Origin of the sequence: Actinomadura sp. NPDC023710 (assembly GCF_040639875.1) — a bacterium.
GTDB classification, from domain to species: Bacteria; Actinomycetota; Actinomycetes; order Streptosporangiales; family Streptosporangiaceae; genus Spirillospora; species Spirillospora citrea.
Genome location: NZ_JBFAGB010000038.1, coordinates 78794 through 94865 on the forward strand (window position 1 = coordinate 78794; position 16072 = coordinate 94865).

The following is a 16072-nucleotide window of genomic DNA, read 5'->3' on the forward strand; positions in this document are numbered from 1 at the left end:
CCCTCTGATCGGAAGGAGCACGACCCTGCTGACCGTGGATTTCCAGCGGTTCCGAGTCTCCCCTGGAGACCGCGTCCTCGACATGGGATGCGGCGCCGGACGGCACGCCTTCGAGCTGTACCGACGGGGTGCGCACGTCGTGGCCTTCGACCAGGACGCCGGTGAGCTGTCCGGCGTCGACAAGATGTTCGGGGCGATGCGCCTCGAAGGCCAGGTGCCCGAGGACGCGACCGCCGAGACCGTGCAGGGCGACGCGCTGGACCTGCCGTTCCCCGACGACCACTTCGACGCGATCGTCGCGTCGGAGGTGCTGGAGCACATCCCCGACGACATGCGGGCGATGCGCGAGCTGCTGCGCGTCCTCAAGCCGGGCGGCAGGCTAGCGGTGACGGTGCCGAGCTGGCTGCCCGAGCGGGTCTGCTGGGCCCTGTCCGAGGACTACCACACCGCCCCCGGCGGGCACGTGCGGATCTACACCCGCGCCGAGCTGGAGGCCAAGCTGAAGTCGGTCGGCTTCCGGGTCGGCGGCCACCACCACGCGCACGGGCTGCACGCCCCCTACTGGTGGATCAAGTGCGCGGTGGGCGTGGACAACGACGGCAACCCGCTCGCCAAGGCCTACCACCAGATCCTCGTCTGGGACATCATGAAGCGGCCGCTCGCCACCCGGCTGGCCGAGCGCGTCATGAACCCGCTGATCGGCAAGAGCGTCGTCGTCTACTTCGCCAAGCCCGCCGCACCGGACGCGCCGGCGGCCCCGGCCAGGGAGACGGCGGATGCGGTCTGAGACCGCCCCGCCCTCGGTTCCCGGAGTCCTGACCGCCGGCGACGTCGTCGCCACGGCGCGGAGCATCGCTGCGCAGCAGGAGGCCTCCGGCGCGATCCCGTGGTTCTCGCCGACGCACGGCGTCCCCGGCCACGTGGACGCCTGGAACCACGTCGAGGCGGCCATGGCGTTGTCGGTCGCCGGGCTCGGCGCCGAGGCCAGGCGGGCCTACGAGTGGCTGCGCGGCGTCCAGCGCCCGGACGGGTCGTGGCCCGCGAAATGGGTGCTGGGCGAGGTCACCGAGCCGGGCGGGGAGTCCAACCACGCCGCCTACGTCGCGGTGGGCGTCTGGCACGAGCTGCTGACGACCGGTGACGAGGACTTCGCCCGGCACATGTGGCCGGCGGTCCGGCGGGCGATCGACTTCACGCTCGGGCTGCAGACCGGGCGCGGCGAGATCATCTGGATCCGGCACGAGAGCGGCGAGCCGTCCGACCACGCGCTGCTGACCGGCTGCTCGTCGATCTACCAGTCGCTGCGCTGCGCGGTCGCGCTGGCCGAGCGGCTCGGCGAGCACCAGCCGGACTGGGAGCTCGCCGCCGACCAGCTCGGGCACGTGGTGGCCGCGCATCCGGAGGCGTTCGCCGACAAGAGCCGCTGGTCGATGGACTGGTACTACCCGGTGCTCGGCGGCCCCGTGCGCGGCGCGGACGCGGCACGCCGCTTCGAGGAGGCCTGGGACACCTTCGTGGTGCCGGGCCTCGGCTGCCGCTGCGTCTCCGACCAGCCGTGGGTGACGGCGGCGGAGAGCTGCGAGCTGGTGCTGGCGCTGGACGCCGCGGGCGACCGCGACCGCGCGCTGGAGCTGTTCACCACCATCCAGCACCTCCGGCACGAGGACGGCTCGTACTGGACGGGCTGGCAGTTCGAGAACGAGCGGCACTTCCCCGGGGACCGTTCCACCTACACGGCGGCGGCGGTGGTCCTGGCGGCGGACGCGCTGGCGGACGCCTCCCCCGGCTCCCGGCTCTTCAAGGAGATCGCGGGACGGCCGCTCGGACCGTCCGAGGCGTCCGACCCGCTGGCGTGCGGCTGCGCGCTCGTCGCGGCCGCCAACCGCGCCTGACCGGGCTCCCCCGGTCAGGCGCCTGCGCGGGCGGGGCGGGTCAGGCGGGCGAGAGCGGGTCGGCGTCGCCGACGCGTTCCAGGACGCGCAGCGAGCCCTCCGCCCGGCGCTCCTCGAAAGCGCCGCTCGCCAGCGCCCGCAGGTAGACGTGGTACGGCGGCCGCCCGCCGTCCCGGGGGTCGGGGAAGACGTCGTGGATCACCAGGGCCCCGCCGGCGGCGACGTGCGGCGCCCACCCCTCGTAGTCGCCCTGCGCGTGCTCCTCGGCGTGGCCGCCGTCGATGAACAGCAGCGCCAGCGGCGTCCGCCAGAACGCCGAGACGGTGCGGGACTGCCCGACGACGGCGACGACCTCGTCCTCCAGCCCGGCGGCGGCGATCGTCGTGCGGAACTTGGGCAGGGTGTCCATCCGGCCGGTGCACGGGTCGACCAGGGACGGGTCGTGGTGCTCCCAGCCCGCCTGGTTCTCCTCCGAGCCGTGGTGGTGGTCGACGGTGACCAGGACCGTGCCCGCCTGCCTGGCGGCGGCCCCCAGGTACACGGCGGACTTGCCGCAGTAGGTGCCGACCTCCAGCATGGGCCCTGTCCCGGCCAGGCGGCCGCCGTACTCCAGGCCCGTCTCGTACAGCGCGAGGCCCTCGGCGTCCGGCATGAAGCCCCTGGCGCCGCGCGCGGCGCGCAGCAGCTCGGCGGGCATCGGCGGTGCCGCCGGCGGTACGTCCTGGCTGGTCGTCCCCGGTCCGGTGGACGCCTTGGTGTGGGTCATCGATCTCCTCCGTCCGGGCACCATATCCGACATCGCCCGGATGAGACGCGAGTCTCACGCGGAGTCTTGCCGCACCAGACTGGAACATGTTCTACTTTCGGGGTGAGCCACCCGTTTCCGAACGATATTCGGTAGGTTGACGGGTGAGTCCCCCGAACGGAGCAGAGCGATGAGAGTACGAGTCGACCCTCTGGTGTGCGAGGCGAACGCCGTGTGCGTCGGGCTCGCCCCCGAGGTCTTCGACCTCGACGACGATGACGAGCTGCGGATCCTGCGGCCGGACGTCCCGCCCGAGGAGCAGGACCGCGTCCGCCACGCGGTGCGGTCGTGCCCGAAGGCCGCGCTGACGCTGGAGGAGTAGCCGGACGGCTGCTCCCGGTCCCCGTTCACCCACCCCAGACCCCCCGGCAACAGCTCAGGCACAGTGGAGGCAGCCATGGCACGCGCCGCGGTACTGCATGCGGTCGGCGACAAGGAACTCGACCTGCGCGACGACGTCTCGACGATCGATCCGGGTCCCGACCAGGTCAAGGTCCAGATCAAGGCGACCGGGGTCTGCCACTCGGACCTGTCCACCATGACCGGCGTGCTGCCGTCCGCGATGCCGACGGTCATCGGCCACGAGGGCGCCGGGGTCGTGGCGGAGGTCGGCGAGCGGGTGACCGGCGTCCGGCCGGGCGACCACGTCGTCGTCAACTGGACGCCCGACTGCGGCGAGTGCGGCGAGTGCCTGCGCGGCGAGCCGTACCTGTGCATGACCTACCTCGCGCAGTCGTTCTCCACCCCCGGGTTCACCCTCGGCGACGGCAGCCCCGCGTTCGGCATGGCGGGCACCGGCACCTGGGCGGAGGAGATCGTGCTCCCCCGCCGCGGTGTGATCAAGATCGCGGAGGACATCCCGTTCGAGTACGCGGCCCTGCTCGGCTGCGGCATCCCCACCGGCGTCGGCGCCGTGATCAACACGGCGAAGGTCACGCCGGGCTCCAAGGTCGCGGTGGTCGGCGCGGGCGGCGTCGGGCTCTCCGTCATCCAGGGCGCCAAGATCGCGGGCGCGTCGACCATCCTGGCGATCGACCCGAACGAGGCCAAGCACCCCATCGCCGAGCAGTTCGGCGCGACCCACACCGCGACGCTGGAGGACCTGGAGCAGACCAAGGGGCTCCTCACCGGCGGCGCGGGCTTCGACTACACCTTCGAGGTCGTCGGCAAGTCCGCGGCGATCACCACGGCGTGGAACACGACCCGGCGCGGCGGCGACGTCATCGTCGTGGGCGCCGGCGCCGCCGACGACAACTGGAGCCAGACGGCGTTCGCGCTGCTGTTCGACGGCAAGAGCCTGAAGCCGTCCCTGTACGGCGGCTGCGACCTCAAGCGCGACATCCCGCTGTTCGTCGACCTGTGGCGCGCCGGGAAGCTCGACATCGACAGCCTCATCACCCGCCGGATCGCCTTCGAGGACCTGAACGACGCCGTCCGCGCCCTCACCAACGGCGAAGTCATCCGCCAGGTCGTCGTGTTCGATTAGCCTCGGCGGGCGAATTCGGACGCGATCGCGGCGCCGGGTTGGCGCGTGGTCGGGGCGGGGGCGTGTTCCAGGCGCGTATCATCCTTGTCTGTTCGGGTCGGGCGGCGAGTCGTCATGGAGCGCGGTTGGTGCACGGTCTGCGGTGGCTCCCGGTCGCGGTCACGGCGGCGCTCTCGGTCGCCCTTCTCCCGGCCTCGGCGGCGCAGGCCGCGCCTCGGGTCGTCCGAATTCACAACATTCAGGGCGCGGCGCACCTCTCGCCCCTGAACGGGTTCGCGGTCGCCCGGGTCCCGGGCGTCGTGACGGCGGTGACCGCCAACGGCTTCTGGATGCAGGACCCGCGTCCCGACAGGAGCGCCGCGACGTCCGAGGGCGTCTTCGTCTTCACCCGCGACCGGCCGCGGGCGGCGGTCGGCGACGCGGTCCGGGTGGACGGCAGGGTCAGCGAGTTCCGGCCGGGCGGCGGCGCCTCCGGCGGGCTGACCCGGACGGAGATCGACGCCACCGCGACCACGGTCGACGCGCACGGGAAGCCGCCGCCCGCCCTGGTGCTCGGCGCGGGCGGGCTCAGGCCGCCGGGCGTGGTCGACCACGGGCTGGGGAACGTGGAGCGCGGCGGCGCGTTCGACACCCGCCGTGACGCCCTGGACTTCTACGAGGCCCTCGAAGGCATGCGGATCGAGCTCCGCGACGCCGTCGCGGCCGGGCCGTCCCGCGACGGCGAGCTGCCCGTGCTGCCCTCCGGGGGCGCCGGCGCCAAGCCGCGGACGGCGCGCGGCGGCGTCCTGCTGCGCGACGGCGACGCCAACCCGGAGCGGGTCATCCTCGACGACGCGCTCGCCCCGCTGCCCGGCATGGACGTCGGCGACCGGCTGCCCGGCGCGAACGCCGGGGTCCTCGACTACTCCTACGGCGACTACAAGCTGCTGCTCACCGCGACGCCGCGGCGCGCCGCCGGCGGGCTCACCCGCGAGGCGACCCGGGCGCAGCGCCCCGGCGAACTCGCCGTCGCCACCGCCGGGCTGGCCGGGCTGAACCCCGACGCCCCGGCCGCGCGGTTCGACGCCGCGGCGCGCGACATCGTGGACGGCCTGCGCTCCCCCGACCTCGTCGCGGTGAGCGGCCTCGGCGACAACAGCGGCGCCGACGACGACGGCACCGTCGCCGACGACCAGAGCGTCGCGCAGCTGATCACGGCGATCAGCGCGGCGGGCGGCCCACCCTACGACTGGCGCTCGGTCGACCCGCGCGACAACGCCGACGGCGGGCGCAAGGGCGCCAACGACCGGGTGGGGTTCCTGTTCCGCACCGACCGCGGGCTCTCGTTCGTCGACCGCCCGTCGCTGGCCGACCCCGTCCCCGACGATCCGCCCGCGCGGCCCGACCCGGCGGTCACGCCGGTCAGGGCCGTCCCGCGCGGCGGCGCGGCGGGGCTCACGCTGAGCCCCGGCCGGATCGCGCCGGGCGACGCCGCGTGGGCCGGCGCCCGCAAGCCGATCGCCGGGGAGCTGACCTGGCGGGGCCGCCGCATCATCGTCGTCGCGAACCAGTGGTTCCCCCGCACCGGCGACGACCAGCCGCTGTTCGGGCGCAGCCAGCCGCCGTCCCAGCCCACCCAGTGGCGCCGGGACGCGCAGGCCCGCGTGGTCGCGGGCTTCGTGAACTCCGTCCGGAAGGTGGACGCGCGGGCCCGCGTGATCGTGGCGGGCGACCTCGGCGACCGCGGGACCTCCGCCCCCGTCCGCACCCTCGCCCAGGGCGCGGGGCTCGTCGACCTTCCCGCGGAGTTGCCCGCGGGCGACCGCTACACGGCGGTGACCGGCGGCAATGCCGAGGACCTCGACCACATCCTGCTGAGCCCGTCGCTGCGCCGGAACCGGCACGAGTTCGACGTGGTGCACCGCAGCGCGGAGTTCGCCGACCGCGCGGGCGACCGCGACCCCACGGTCGTCCGCATCGCGGTGACCGGCCGGTAGCGGTCGGTGACGGCCGATAGGTTTCCCGAATTTGGGAGATGCCGAAAGTAGCGTCATGGTTAGGTCCGGAATACCTCCGGGGTTTTTCTCCTGACCGGCGGGGCAGCGTCCGATCGGCACAACCCCCCACCGGGAGGAGACGCCTTCCATGGCGACCCGATATCGGCCGCACATCAGCATCCTCGGCCTCATCTACCTGATCATCGGCGTGTTCATCGCCTGGGACCGCGGCTACATCACCGAGGGCCTGGTCGAGAAGATCGTCAGCGCGGTGCTGGCCATCTTCCTCTGGATCCTCGTCCTGCTCGGTGTGGACTTCCACATCAACTTCTGAGCCCCCACGTCCCCCGAACCGGGCACGGGCCGTCCCTCTCCCCCGCAGAGGGACGGCCCGTGTCCTTGTCGACAGGTGCACGTCGCCACTCGGCCATAGACCGCAAGTGCGGCAAAGGTTACTTTCCGCTCATGACGAAAAAGGACTGCAGTTGCGGACATGGCGGCGGATGCTCGTGCGCGAAGGGCTGCTCCTGCGGCTGCAACGGCTGACCGCCGCGCACCCCGTGCTCACCTGAGGGCGGGGGCGCGCAGGAGAATCGGGGCGTCCGCGTCGGTGCCGGTCGCCAGGATGGTGGAGCCCATGGCGGTCAGGGCCGTGAGCCGCTGTTCACCGGGGCCGGTGAGACCGGGGACGGCGACGCGCCGCCAGTTCATGCCGTCGGGTGACGTCAGGACGGCCGCGTCGTCCTTCGCGGAGGCCGCCGCGACGAAACCGCCGGGCGTCGCCGCGATGGCGGTGGCGGTCAGGCCGGGACCGAGGTCGCGCCGCGTCCACGTCGCGCCGGCGTCGGTGGACACCAGCGCGGCCGCGCCGCCGGCGATGGCGACCAGGGTGTCGCCCTTGGCGGCGACCTGGGCGAGCGGAGCGGTGAGGCCGGGCGGAAGCTTGGCGGCGGTCCAGGTGAGGCCGTCCGGGGACGTCCAGGCCGCGGGCACCTTGCCGCGTCCGCCGACCGCCGCGTAGGCCCTGCTCGTGGCGGTCACGTCGGCCGGGGCGCCGTCCAGGCCCGCGCGGCTCCAGGTGCGCAGGTCGGCCGAGCGCCAGGCCACGCCGGTCCCGACCGCGACGTAGCCGGACGGGCCGGCGGCTGCGGCCACCGGCGGCGGGCCCGCCGGGAACTCGGGCTTCTGCCAGGTGAGCCCGTCCTGCGAGGTCAGCGCGAGGGGGCCGGGGGACGTGCCCGACACGCGGCCGACGGCCAGCCAGCCGCGCCCGCCGTGAACGGTGTCGGACAGCAGGCCGGCCGTGGCGGGGAACCCGGCGCGCTTCCACGCGCGGCCGTCGGGGGCCGTCCAGATCGCCGCGTTGCCGTTGGTGCTGCCCACCGCGACGGACAGGCCCGGCCCCGCGGCCAGCGACCTGACCGAGCGCTCCGGGTGGACGGCGCCCGGGACGGTGCGCAGGTCCACGCCGAACAGGTAGCCGTCGTCGCCCTGCCGCCCGGAGACGGCGATCTTCCCGTCGGCGACCGTCAGGCCGCTGCTGCGCACCGGCGCCGCGATGGTGCCTCCCGGCTGCCAGGTGCGGCCGTCCGCGCTGCGCAGCACGGTACGCGCGCCCTTCGCACCCTGGACGATGACGGCGAGGCCCGAGGGGGTGCCGTCGAAGCGCTCGATGCCGGCGCCGCCGAACCGGCCCGCGGCCTGCCACCTGCCGCCGTCCGCCGAGGTGAACAGGACGCCGAAGCGCGTCGTCCTGCGATGCTTCTTGCGGCCGGTCGTCCGCCTGCCCTCGCGGACGGTCGCGAACCCGCCGGGGCCGACCGCCAGGCCCTTCGCCGGCCCGTACGAGCCCTGCGCCTGCGGGACGCCGACGAGCGCCCACGTCCGGCCGCCGTCGGTGGACCGCCAGAGGCCGTCGGTCCGCACGGTCCGCGTGACCTTCTTCTTGCCCCGCTTCTGGGTGATCCTCTTGCCGTACGTTCCGTGGACCACGACCGCGTTCCCGGACGCCGCGACGCGGTCGAGGGCGATGACCCCCGGGATGCCGTCGACGCGCTGCCACGCGCGCCCGTCCGCCGAGCTCCAGGCCACCGCGCGGCCGCCGGACGCGCCCACCGCGACGAAACCCTGACCGGTGCGGGCCAGGTCGTTCACCTGGTCGGACGGCGTGAAGCCCGCCGCGGGCGGGCGGCGCGTCCAGGTCGCGGCGTCCTGGCTCGTCCACGCCGTCACGGCGCCTGCGGAGGAGCTGCCGAGCGCCGCCCAGCGACCCGCGCCGCCGTCGACCAGGCGCGGGGTGTCGCCGGGAGGGACGGCGGAGCCGTCCGCCGAGCGCAGCGCCGCGAGAGACCAGGAGCGCCCCGCGTCGGCGGAGACCAGGAAACGGGCCCGCTCCCGGCCGGGGACGCCGTCGCCCTCGGTGCCCGCCGCGACGACGGTCCCGCCCGCGGAGGCGATGGTCGTGAGGTCCTGGACGAGCCCGTCGCTCGTGGCGGCGGGATCGGGGGCGAACAGCCGGTCCGCCGCGACCGGCCCGGGGACGCCCTGCTCGGCCCGTCCGTCGTCGCCCCGGGACACCGCGAAGATCGCGCCGCCGGCGACCACGGCGAGCCCGGCCGCGACCGCGGCACGCGCGCGCAGCCGCCGCGTCGGCCCGGACCGCATCGCCGGCCGGGGCCGGGGCCGCGCCTTGGGCGGACCGGCGACCAGGACGTCGTGCGGGTCGGGCTTCACCGGTCGCGGCCGCACCGGCTTCGGCTGCGCGGGCGCGGGGGGCCTCGGCCGCGCGGGCGCCTGCGCCGGAGACTCCGCACGGACGGCGTTGCGGCTCGCGGGCCGCGGCGCGGCCTCCCGGGACGGGGCGCCGTGGCCCCAGTCCAGCCCGGCGGACCGCCACGCCTCGTAGGCGCGCTGCCAGGGCGACCGGGCGGCCGGCATGTCCGCGAGGTCGCCCGCGACACCGAAGGTGAGGCGCCGCCGCACGTGGCGGGAGTCCGCCGGGCCGTCCTCGGCCGTCCGCCGGGCCTCGTGCTGCTCCGGGGTCCTCGCCGTCACACGCGCTCCTTCACGGTCCCTGTCGAGTCACCATCAAATCGCGCCACGGGGCCCCTTGTACTGACATCCGCGTGAACGGCGGCCGATGGGGGCCGCGGGAGCGTTCTATCACCTCACGCCCGAGATGGCCGATCTTTCGCTTCGATCGCTCCCTTGTAGGCGTAGCCCTTGACGCGCAGGACCGGCGCCCCGCTCGGAGGGGCGCCGTGGACCTCGGTGGACACGCCCACGCCGTCCGCCTCCACGCGCACTCCCGGCGGAACGATGATCTGCACGGTGGACTTGTAGGCGAGCACCCACAGGGTCGTGACCTCCCCGTCCAGGTCGGCGTCACGAAGGTCGAGCAGGCCCGTCCCCTTGTAGACGACGGTGGTGAACCGTTCGGGCAGCCGCCAGCGCCCGGCCTTCGCCACCGACCCCTTGTAGGCGACCTGGAACCGGCCGGCGGGCGCCTTCCCGCTCTCCTCGCGGGCGACCTTCCCGGCCGGCAGGTCGGCGACCAGCGCGCCCAGGTCGTCGTAGGTGCGCGCCGCCAGCGCCAGCTCGATGCGCTCGTCCAGCTCGGCTTCGCTCAGCCGCCCCTCGGCGAAGGCCGTGTGGAGCCGGACGAGCAGCTCGTCACGGTCGCGGTCCGAGGCGCGCACGGCGGGCGCGGCGCGGTCTTGCTCGACGCTCATCGCATCTCTCCTTCGGGCGTTTCCGCCTCGACAGCCTGGCCCCTCCAGCGGCTGGAGGGTCAAGACGCGATGTATCTTAACTCGCCGCCGCTCGGCTTTCGAGACATTCGTCCGCATCCCGACGCGCGATCATGGCTGCGCCCTTTCCGGACGGCCGTCCAGTAGATTCGGATCAGCCCGTTCATCGAGGTGAGGGGGGACGGTCCATGGGCGGGACGGTCGGCCGTGCGCACGGTCCGTACACGCTGTACGACCTGGACGCGCTCCCTGAGGAGGGCCGCCGCTACGAGCTCGCCGACGGCTGGCTCAACGAGCTGCCGGGCGACGTGTGGCACGACCACGCGGCCGTGCAGCTCAAGACGGTCCTGAAGGAGGCGGCCCGGCAGGCGGACGCCGACGTGCACGTCGCCGGCGCGCCGCAGGACGTCACGACCCCGGCGGGCGTCCGCAAGCCGGACGTCTTCGTCGTCGCCCGGGACGTGGCCCGCGCGGCGCTCGAACGCCAGACCCGCACCTACTACGGCCCCGACCTCCTCCTGGTCGCCGAGGTCGTCACTCCGCGCACGGTCAACGAGCAGATCGACCGCGTCCGCAAGGTGGAGGAGTACGCCGCGACCGGCATCCCGCACTACTGGCTCGTCGACCTGGAGCCGCGTCCCGCCGTCACCCTGCTGGAGCTCCAAGAGGGCCGCTACGAGGTGGCCGGCAAGGCGCGCTCCGGCGAGACCGTCACCCTGGACCGCCCCTACCCGATCTCCTTCGACCCGGCGCGCCTCTCCGAAATGGACTAGCCGGCGGCGCGGTTCTACGTCCCATGACGGAGAAGACTCGCACCGAAAGAATGCGCACCGAAAAGATGCGCACCGAGAAAATGCGCGCGGTCCGGCAGGACGTCCTCGGCGGGCCCGAGGTGCTCGGGGTGGTCGAGGTCGAGCGGCCGGAACCGGGGCCCACGGAAGTGCTGGTCCGGGTGCGGGCGGCGGGGGTGAACCCCACCGACTGGAAGCACCGGGCGGGCGGCGGTTTCCTCGGCGATCCCCCGTTCACCCTGGGCTGGGACGTCTCCGGCGTGGTGGAGAAGGTCGGCGTGGGCGTGACGCTGCACAAGCCGGGCGACGAGGTCTTCGGGATGCTCCGGTATCCGTTCGGGGCCGGTTCCCACGCCGAGTACGTCGCGGCGCCGTCCCGGACGTTCGCCGCCAAGCCGTCCGCCCTCGACCATGTGCAGGCCGGGGCCCTGCCGCTGGCCGCGCTGACCGCCTGGCAGGCGCTGGTCGACACCGCCGGGGTGCGCAGGGGCCGGCGGGTGCTGATCCATGCGGCGGCGGGCGGGGTCGGGCATCTGGCGGTGCAGATCGCCAAGGCGCACGGCGCCTACGTGATCGGGACGGCGAGCGAAGGCAAGCACGCCTTCCTGCGCGAGCTCGGCGTGGACGAGGCGATCGACTACCGCGCCGTCGACTTCGCGGACGTCGTCGAGGACGCCGACATCGTGCTCGACACGATCGGCGGCGACTACGGGCCGCGCTCGCTGCGGGTGCTGCGGCCGGGCGGGACGCTGGTGTCGCTCGTCCTCAGCAGGCTCACCGACATGGACGCCGCCGACGTCCGCGCGGAGACCCTGCTCGTCGAGCCCGACCACCACGCGCTGACGCGGATCGCCGCGCTCGCCGAGGCCGGGGAGCTGCGCGCCGAGATCGACTCGGTCTTCCCGCTGGAGGAGGCGGCGAGGGCGCACGAGCGCGGCGAGACCGGCCGCGTCACCGGCAAGATCGTCCTGACGGTCTAGGCTCGGAGCGTGCTGCTGCTCACGACGCTCGACGCCTGGCGGGCCCGGTCCGATCCCCGTTTCGTCCTGCGGGAGGCGGGGGCCGTGTGGGCGCCGGACGACGAACCCGGGCTGCTGGCCGTCGCCGACCGGGAGTTCACCGGCGGCCTGCTCGTCGCCGTCACCCTGGACCCGGCCCCCGGCGCCGTGCCGGCGCGCGGCGTGATCGACCGCACGACCGCCTCCCGCGTCCGCTACCTGCGGCGCGGCCCCGACGGCCGGCACGTCGCGGTCCTGGACAGGCCGGCGACCGCCGAGGCGCTGGACCTGCTGCCGCACCCGGAGGGCGGCTGGTACCGCGAGACGTGGCGGTCGGACGCGGCGTTCACGCCGGACGGCTACCCGGGCGAGCGGGCGGCCGCCACCGCGATCTACTTCCTGCTGCCGCCCGGCGAGGAGTCGATCTGGCACGCCGTCCGGTCGGCGGAGCTGTGGCTGTGGCACTCCGGGGGCCCGCTGACGCTGCTCCTCGGCGGGGACGGCGACCGGCCGTCGCGGACGCCCGAGACCGTCACGCTCGGCGCGGACGTGGCGGGCGGGCAGGTGCCGCAGGCCATCGTCCCGCCCGGCGCCTGGCAGGCCGCCCGCCCGGCCGGGGACGAGGAGGTCCTGGTCAGCTGCGTCGTCTCCCCCGGCTTCGACTTCGCCGACTTCCGCGCCCTCCCCTGACCGCGGGCCTCACCGCTTGCGGCGCGGGCGCACCGCCTGCTCGGCCCAGAACGGCTCCATGACCCGGCCGATCGCCCGGACCACGATGCTCAGCTCGCCGTCCGACAGCGGGCCGAAGACGTCCGCGCCCACCGCGTCGGCCAGGGCGCGGGCCCGCCGGTGCAGGGCGCGGCCGTCCTCGGTGATGCGGACGCGGTACCGCCGCCGGTCGCGCGGGTCGCGGGCGCGTTCGCAGAGGCCGCGCGCCTCCAGGTCGTCCACGAGCCCGACCATCAGCGTGGGATCGAGCAGCAGGTAGTCGGCCATCTCCTGCTGCGACAGCGTCTCGGACGTGCTGAGCATCGCCAGCACCAGGAAGTGCCGCACCCGGATCCCGAGCGGCTCCAGCTCCTCCTCCAGCCGCTGCTCCAGCCACCACCCGCACTTGGACAGCTGGAAGCCCGCCAGGGCCGCGAGCCCCTCCGGCAGCCCGTCGCGCATGGAACCCTCCGCCATGGCAGCAGGGTATATCCGTTCGACCATCGGTTGACTCGATCATAGAAAAGTTCGATTATCTCTGAATGGCACCTACTCTCGGGCTCTTCGCCGTCAACCTGCACGCCTGCGCCGATCCGCACGTCGCCGCCCGGATCGCCGCCCTGGCCGAGGACCTCGGTTACGACTCGGTCTGGGCCGGCGACCACGTCGTGCTGCCGCGCCCCCGCGTCGCGCCCTCCCCCGCCGAGCCGGACGCGCCCTTCCTGGACCCGCTGATCGCCCTCGCCCACCTCGCCGGCCGCACCGAGCGCATCGCGCTCGGCACCGGCGTCGTCGTCCTGCCGCAGCGCAACCCGCTGGTCCTCGCCAAGCAGCTCGCCAGCCTCGACGTGCTCAGCCGGGGCAGGCTCGTCTTCGGCATGGCCGCCGGATACCTGGAGCCGGAGATGCGCGCGGTCGGCGTCCCGCCGGAAGGGCGCGGAGCCCGCGCCGACGAGTACCTCGCGGCGATGCGGTCCCTCTGGTACGACGACGAACCGGCCTTCCACGGCCGCCACGTCGACTTCGCGGGCGTGGACGCCCACCCCCGGCCCGTGCAGCGTCCGATCCCCGTCGTGGCGGGCGGCCACAGCCCCGCGGCGCTGCGCCGGGCCGCCCGGCACGCCGACGGCTGGTACGGGTGGATGCTCGGACGCCGGGCCGCCGCGGAGACGATCGCACGGCTGCGGACCTTCACCGCCGAGGCGGGCCGCGATCCCCTGCACGTCTCGATCAGCCCGCCCCGCCTCCCGGACGCCGGGTCCGTCCGCGACTACGCGGAGCTGGGCGCGGACCGGCTCATCGTCGTCCCGCCCATGGGCGTCACGGCATCCGAGCTGGAGAGCTTCGTGACCGCCCACGCCCCCCGCACCCTAGGCGCCCGCCCCGCCCTCTGAGGAAACGGCACACCGCAGGCTCACTCGGAGGAGAACGCCGAATCGAATGCGGTGGTGGGGGGTTCCATGGTGTTGAGGGCGCGGACGAACTGCAGGGCCTCGGGGGCGCCTTGGAGGCGGTCCATTCCGGCGTCCTCCCACTCGACCGAGATCGGGCCGGCGTAGCCGATCGCGTTGAGGGCGCGGAAGACGTCCTCCCACGGGACGTCGCCGCGGCCGGTGGAGATGAAGTCCCAGCCCCGCCGCAGGTCCGCCCAAGGCAGGTGGGACGACAGGCGCCCGCGGCGGCCGTCGCCCGTGCGGACCTTGGTGTCCTTGCAGTCGACGTGGTAGATCCGGTCGCGGAAGTCGAACAGGAAGCCGACCGGGTCGAGCTCCTGCCACACGAAGTGGGACGGGTCGAAGTTCAGCCCGAAGGCGGGACGGTGCCCGATCGCCTCCAGCGTCCGGACGGTCGTCCAGTAGTCGTAGGCGATCTCGCTCGGGTGCACCTCGTGCGCGAACCGCACGCCGACCTCGTCGAACACGTCCAGGATCGGGTTCCAGCGTTCGGCGAAGTCGGCGTAGCCGCGCTCCACCATCGCCTCGGGGGTGGGCGGGAACATCGCGACCGTGTGCCAGATCGAGGAGCCGGTGAACCCGACCACCGTGTCGACGCCGAGCCGCGCGGCGGCGCGGGCGGTGTCCATGATCTCGGCGGCGGCGCGCCCGCGGACGCCCTCGGGCTCGCCGTCGCCCCAGATCCGCTCGGGCAGGATCGCCTGGTGCCGCTCGTCGGGGTTGTCGCAGACGGCCTGCCCGACGAGGTGGTTGGAGATCGCCCACACCTTGAGGTCGTGCTTGGCGAGCGTCTCCAGCTTGCGCGGGACGTAGCCGTCGTCGGCGAGGGCCTTGTCGACCTCGAAGTGGTCGCCCCAGCAGGCGATCTCCAGGCCCTCGTAGCCCCAGCCGGACGCCAGCCGGCAGACCTCCTCGAACGGCAGGTCCGCCCACTGTCCGGTGAACAGCGTGACCGGTCGTGTCATGACTCGCTCCCTTCGACGTCGACCCAGCACCGTGACTCCGCGCTGCCGGCGACCGCGGCGAGGACGCGCTGCACCTGCAGGCCGTCGGCGAACGACGGGCGCGGGTCGGTGCCGTCCGCGATCGCGGTGAGCAGGTCGGCGGCCTGGTGGGTGAACGTGTGCTCGTAGCCCAGCATGTGGCCGGGCGGCCACCACCGGTCCGTGTACGGGTGGACGGGCTCGGTGACGACGATCCTGCGGAAACCGGCGGTCGCGTCGTCCTCGTCGCGGTCGTAGAACCACAGCTCGTTCAGCGACTCCAGGTCGAACGCCAGGGCGCCGGAGGAGCCGCTGACCTCGATCCGCAGCGCGTTCTTGCGGCCGGTGGCGAACCGGGTGGCCTCGAACGAGGCGAGCGCGCCCCCGTCGGTGCGCCCGACGAACAGGGCCGCGTCGTCCACGGTGACGCGCGCCGTCCCGCCGCCGGGGACCGGGCGTTCCGGGACGAACGTGTCCAGCAGCGCCGACACCCCGACGAGGTTCTGCCCGGTGATGAACTGCGCGGTGTCGATGATGTGCGCGCCGATGTCGCCGAGCGCGCCCGTCCCGGCCCGGTCGCGGTCCATCCGCCAGGTGAACGGCGCCCGCGGGTCGGCCAGCCAGTCCTGCAGGTACTGGGCCCGGACGTGCCGGACGGCGCCGATGCGGCCCTCGTCCACCAGCCTGCGGGCCAGGGTGACGGCGGGGACGCGCCGGTAGTTGAACCCGACCATCGACCGGACGCCGCGCTCGCGCGCCCGCTCCGCGGCGGCGGCCATCGCCTCGGCCTCCGCGACGGAGTTGGCGAGCGGCTTCTCGCACAGGACGTGCTTGCCCGCGTCGAGCGCGGCGACCGCGATCTCGGCGTGGCTGTCGCCCGGCGTGCAGATGTCGACGAGCTGGACGTCGTCGCGGCGGAGCAGCTCCTTCCAGTCGGTCTCCACCGACGCCCAGCCGAGCGCGTCGGCGGCGGCGCGGGCGCGATCGGCGGAACGTCCTGCCAGGGCGGTCATGACGGGCGTCAGCGGCGGTCCGAAGAACGGCCCCACGCTGCGCCACGCCTGGGAGTGGGCGCGTCCCATGAACGCGTGCCCGACCATCCCGACTCCGACGGTCGTCATGTTCAGCTCACCTCTCTGTGTCGTGTTCCGGGGCGGCCCCCGGCCCCCCGGAGGACCGGCGCGCCCGCCCTCCGGGGGGCGGGCGCCGACATCGACGCGCACACCAGCC

Annotated in this window: 16 protein-coding genes; 10 read left to right on the top strand and 6 right to left on the bottom strand. The window is 74.3% G+C overall.

The window, feature by feature from the left end; translation table 11 throughout:
- Positions 1-25: 25 nt before the first annotated feature.
- Positions 26-787: a methyltransferase domain-containing protein gene (locus AB0H37_RS34610; protein ID WP_329098358.1), complete on the top strand. Its 762-nt coding sequence runs from the start codon at positions 26-28 to the stop codon at positions 785-787.
- On the top strand, positions 777-1892 hold the full coding sequence (locus tag AB0H37_RS34615; protein ID WP_179833188.1) for a prenyltransferase: 1116 nt from the start codon (positions 777-779) through the stop codon (positions 1890-1892). Before AB0H37_RS34610 ends, AB0H37_RS34615 begins: the two co-directional genes overlap by 11 nt.
- Positions 1893-1932: 40 nt before the next feature.
- Here the strand turns inward: AB0H37_RS34615 and AB0H37_RS34620 are convergent, their stop codons facing one another.
- Entirely contained in the window at positions 1933-2589 is a 657-nt protein-coding gene (locus AB0H37_RS34620; RefSeq protein WP_360616945.1) for a class I SAM-dependent methyltransferase, read from the bottom strand.
- A 238-nt stretch (positions 2590-2827) separates the two neighbouring features.
- Here AB0H37_RS34620 and AB0H37_RS34625 point away from each other — a divergent pair, with 238 nt between their 5' ends.
- The 4 genes from AB0H37_RS34625 (at position 2828) to AB0H37_RS34640 (ending at position 6493) form a co-directional block, all read left to right on the top strand.
- Positions 2828-3019 (top strand): ferredoxin, encoded by a 192-nt coding sequence (locus tag AB0H37_RS34625; RefSeq protein ID WP_179833187.1) that lies wholly within the window; start codon positions 2828-2830, stop codon positions 3017-3019.
- A 75-nt stretch (positions 3020-3094) separates the two neighbouring features.
- Positions 3095-4183 carry a Zn-dependent alcohol dehydrogenase gene (locus tag AB0H37_RS34630; RefSeq protein WP_360616937.1) on the top strand — a complete coding sequence of 363 codons (1089 nt, stop codon included), beginning with the start codon at positions 3095-3097 and terminating at the stop codon, positions 4181-4183.
- A gap of 128 nt (positions 4184-4311) precedes the next feature.
- Positions 4312-6159 (top strand): endonuclease/exonuclease/phosphatase, encoded by a 1848-nt coding sequence (locus AB0H37_RS34635; RefSeq protein WP_360616938.1) that lies wholly within the window; start codon positions 4312-4314, stop codon positions 6157-6159.
- A gap of 148 nt (positions 6160-6307) precedes the next feature.
- A complete protein-coding gene (locus AB0H37_RS34640; protein ID WP_179833185.1) occupies positions 6308-6493 on the top strand; it encodes a hypothetical protein in 186 nt (61 codons plus the stop codon).
- 230 nt (positions 6494-6723) lie between these two features.
- Here AB0H37_RS34640 and AB0H37_RS34645 read toward each other — a convergent pair whose 3' ends face one another.
- Both AB0H37_RS34645 and AB0H37_RS34650 read right to left on the bottom strand, forming a co-directional pair.
- The gene (locus AB0H37_RS34645) at positions 6724-9213 is read right to left on the bottom strand and encodes a hypothetical protein (protein WP_360616939.1); all 2490 of its coding nucleotides are present in this window, start codon (positions 9211-9213) and stop codon (positions 6724-6726) included.
- Positions 9214-9326: 113 nt separating this feature from the next.
- Positions 9327-9890, bottom strand: coding sequence for a DUF1707 domain-containing protein (locus AB0H37_RS34650; RefSeq protein WP_360616940.1), 564 nt, complete (start codon positions 9888-9890; stop codon positions 9327-9329).
- Positions 9891-10096: 206 nt separating this feature from the next.
- On the opposite strand from AB0H37_RS34650, the gene AB0H37_RS34655 reads away from it, so the two are divergent.
- From AB0H37_RS34655 to AB0H37_RS34665, 3 genes are all read left to right on the top strand, one after another.
- A complete protein-coding gene (locus tag AB0H37_RS34655) occupies positions 10097-10681 on the top strand; it encodes a Uma2 family endonuclease (RefSeq protein ID WP_360616941.1) in 585 nt (194 codons plus the stop codon).
- Between the two features lie 65 nt (positions 10682-10746).
- Positions 10747-11679 carry an NADP-dependent oxidoreductase gene (locus tag AB0H37_RS34660; protein WP_360616942.1) on the top strand — a complete coding sequence of 311 codons (933 nt, stop codon included), beginning with the start codon at positions 10747-10749 and terminating at the stop codon, positions 11677-11679.
- A 9-nt stretch (positions 11680-11688) separates the two neighbouring features.
- Positions 11689-12387: a cupin domain-containing protein gene (locus tag AB0H37_RS34665; RefSeq protein ID WP_329094318.1), complete on the top strand. Its 699-nt coding sequence runs from the start codon at positions 11689-11691 to the stop codon at positions 12385-12387.
- Between the two features lie 9 nt (positions 12388-12396).
- Here AB0H37_RS34665 and AB0H37_RS34670 read toward each other — a convergent pair whose 3' ends face one another.
- On the bottom strand, positions 12397-12882 hold the full coding sequence (locus tag AB0H37_RS34670) for a MarR family transcriptional regulator (protein WP_179278991.1): 486 nt from the start codon (positions 12880-12882) through the stop codon (positions 12397-12399).
- A 65-nt stretch (positions 12883-12947) separates the two neighbouring features.
- Here AB0H37_RS34670 and AB0H37_RS34675 point away from each other — a divergent pair, with 65 nt between their 5' ends.
- Positions 12948-13799 carry an LLM class F420-dependent oxidoreductase gene (locus AB0H37_RS34675; protein ID WP_360616943.1) on the top strand — a complete coding sequence of 284 codons (852 nt, stop codon included), beginning with the start codon at positions 12948-12950 and terminating at the stop codon, positions 13797-13799.
- A 20-nt stretch (positions 13800-13819) separates the two neighbouring features.
- On the opposite strand, the gene AB0H37_RS34680 is transcribed toward AB0H37_RS34675, so the two are convergent.
- Positions 13820-14824 (bottom strand): sugar phosphate isomerase/epimerase family protein, encoded by a 1005-nt coding sequence (locus AB0H37_RS34680; protein WP_360616944.1) that lies wholly within the window; start codon positions 14822-14824, stop codon positions 13820-13822.
- A complete protein-coding gene (locus AB0H37_RS34685; protein ID WP_179833179.1) occupies positions 14821-15963 on the bottom strand; it encodes a Gfo/Idh/MocA family oxidoreductase in 1143 nt (380 codons plus the stop codon). Before AB0H37_RS34685 ends, AB0H37_RS34680 begins: the two co-directional genes overlap by 4 nt.
- Positions 15964-16072 lie beyond the last annotated feature (109 nt).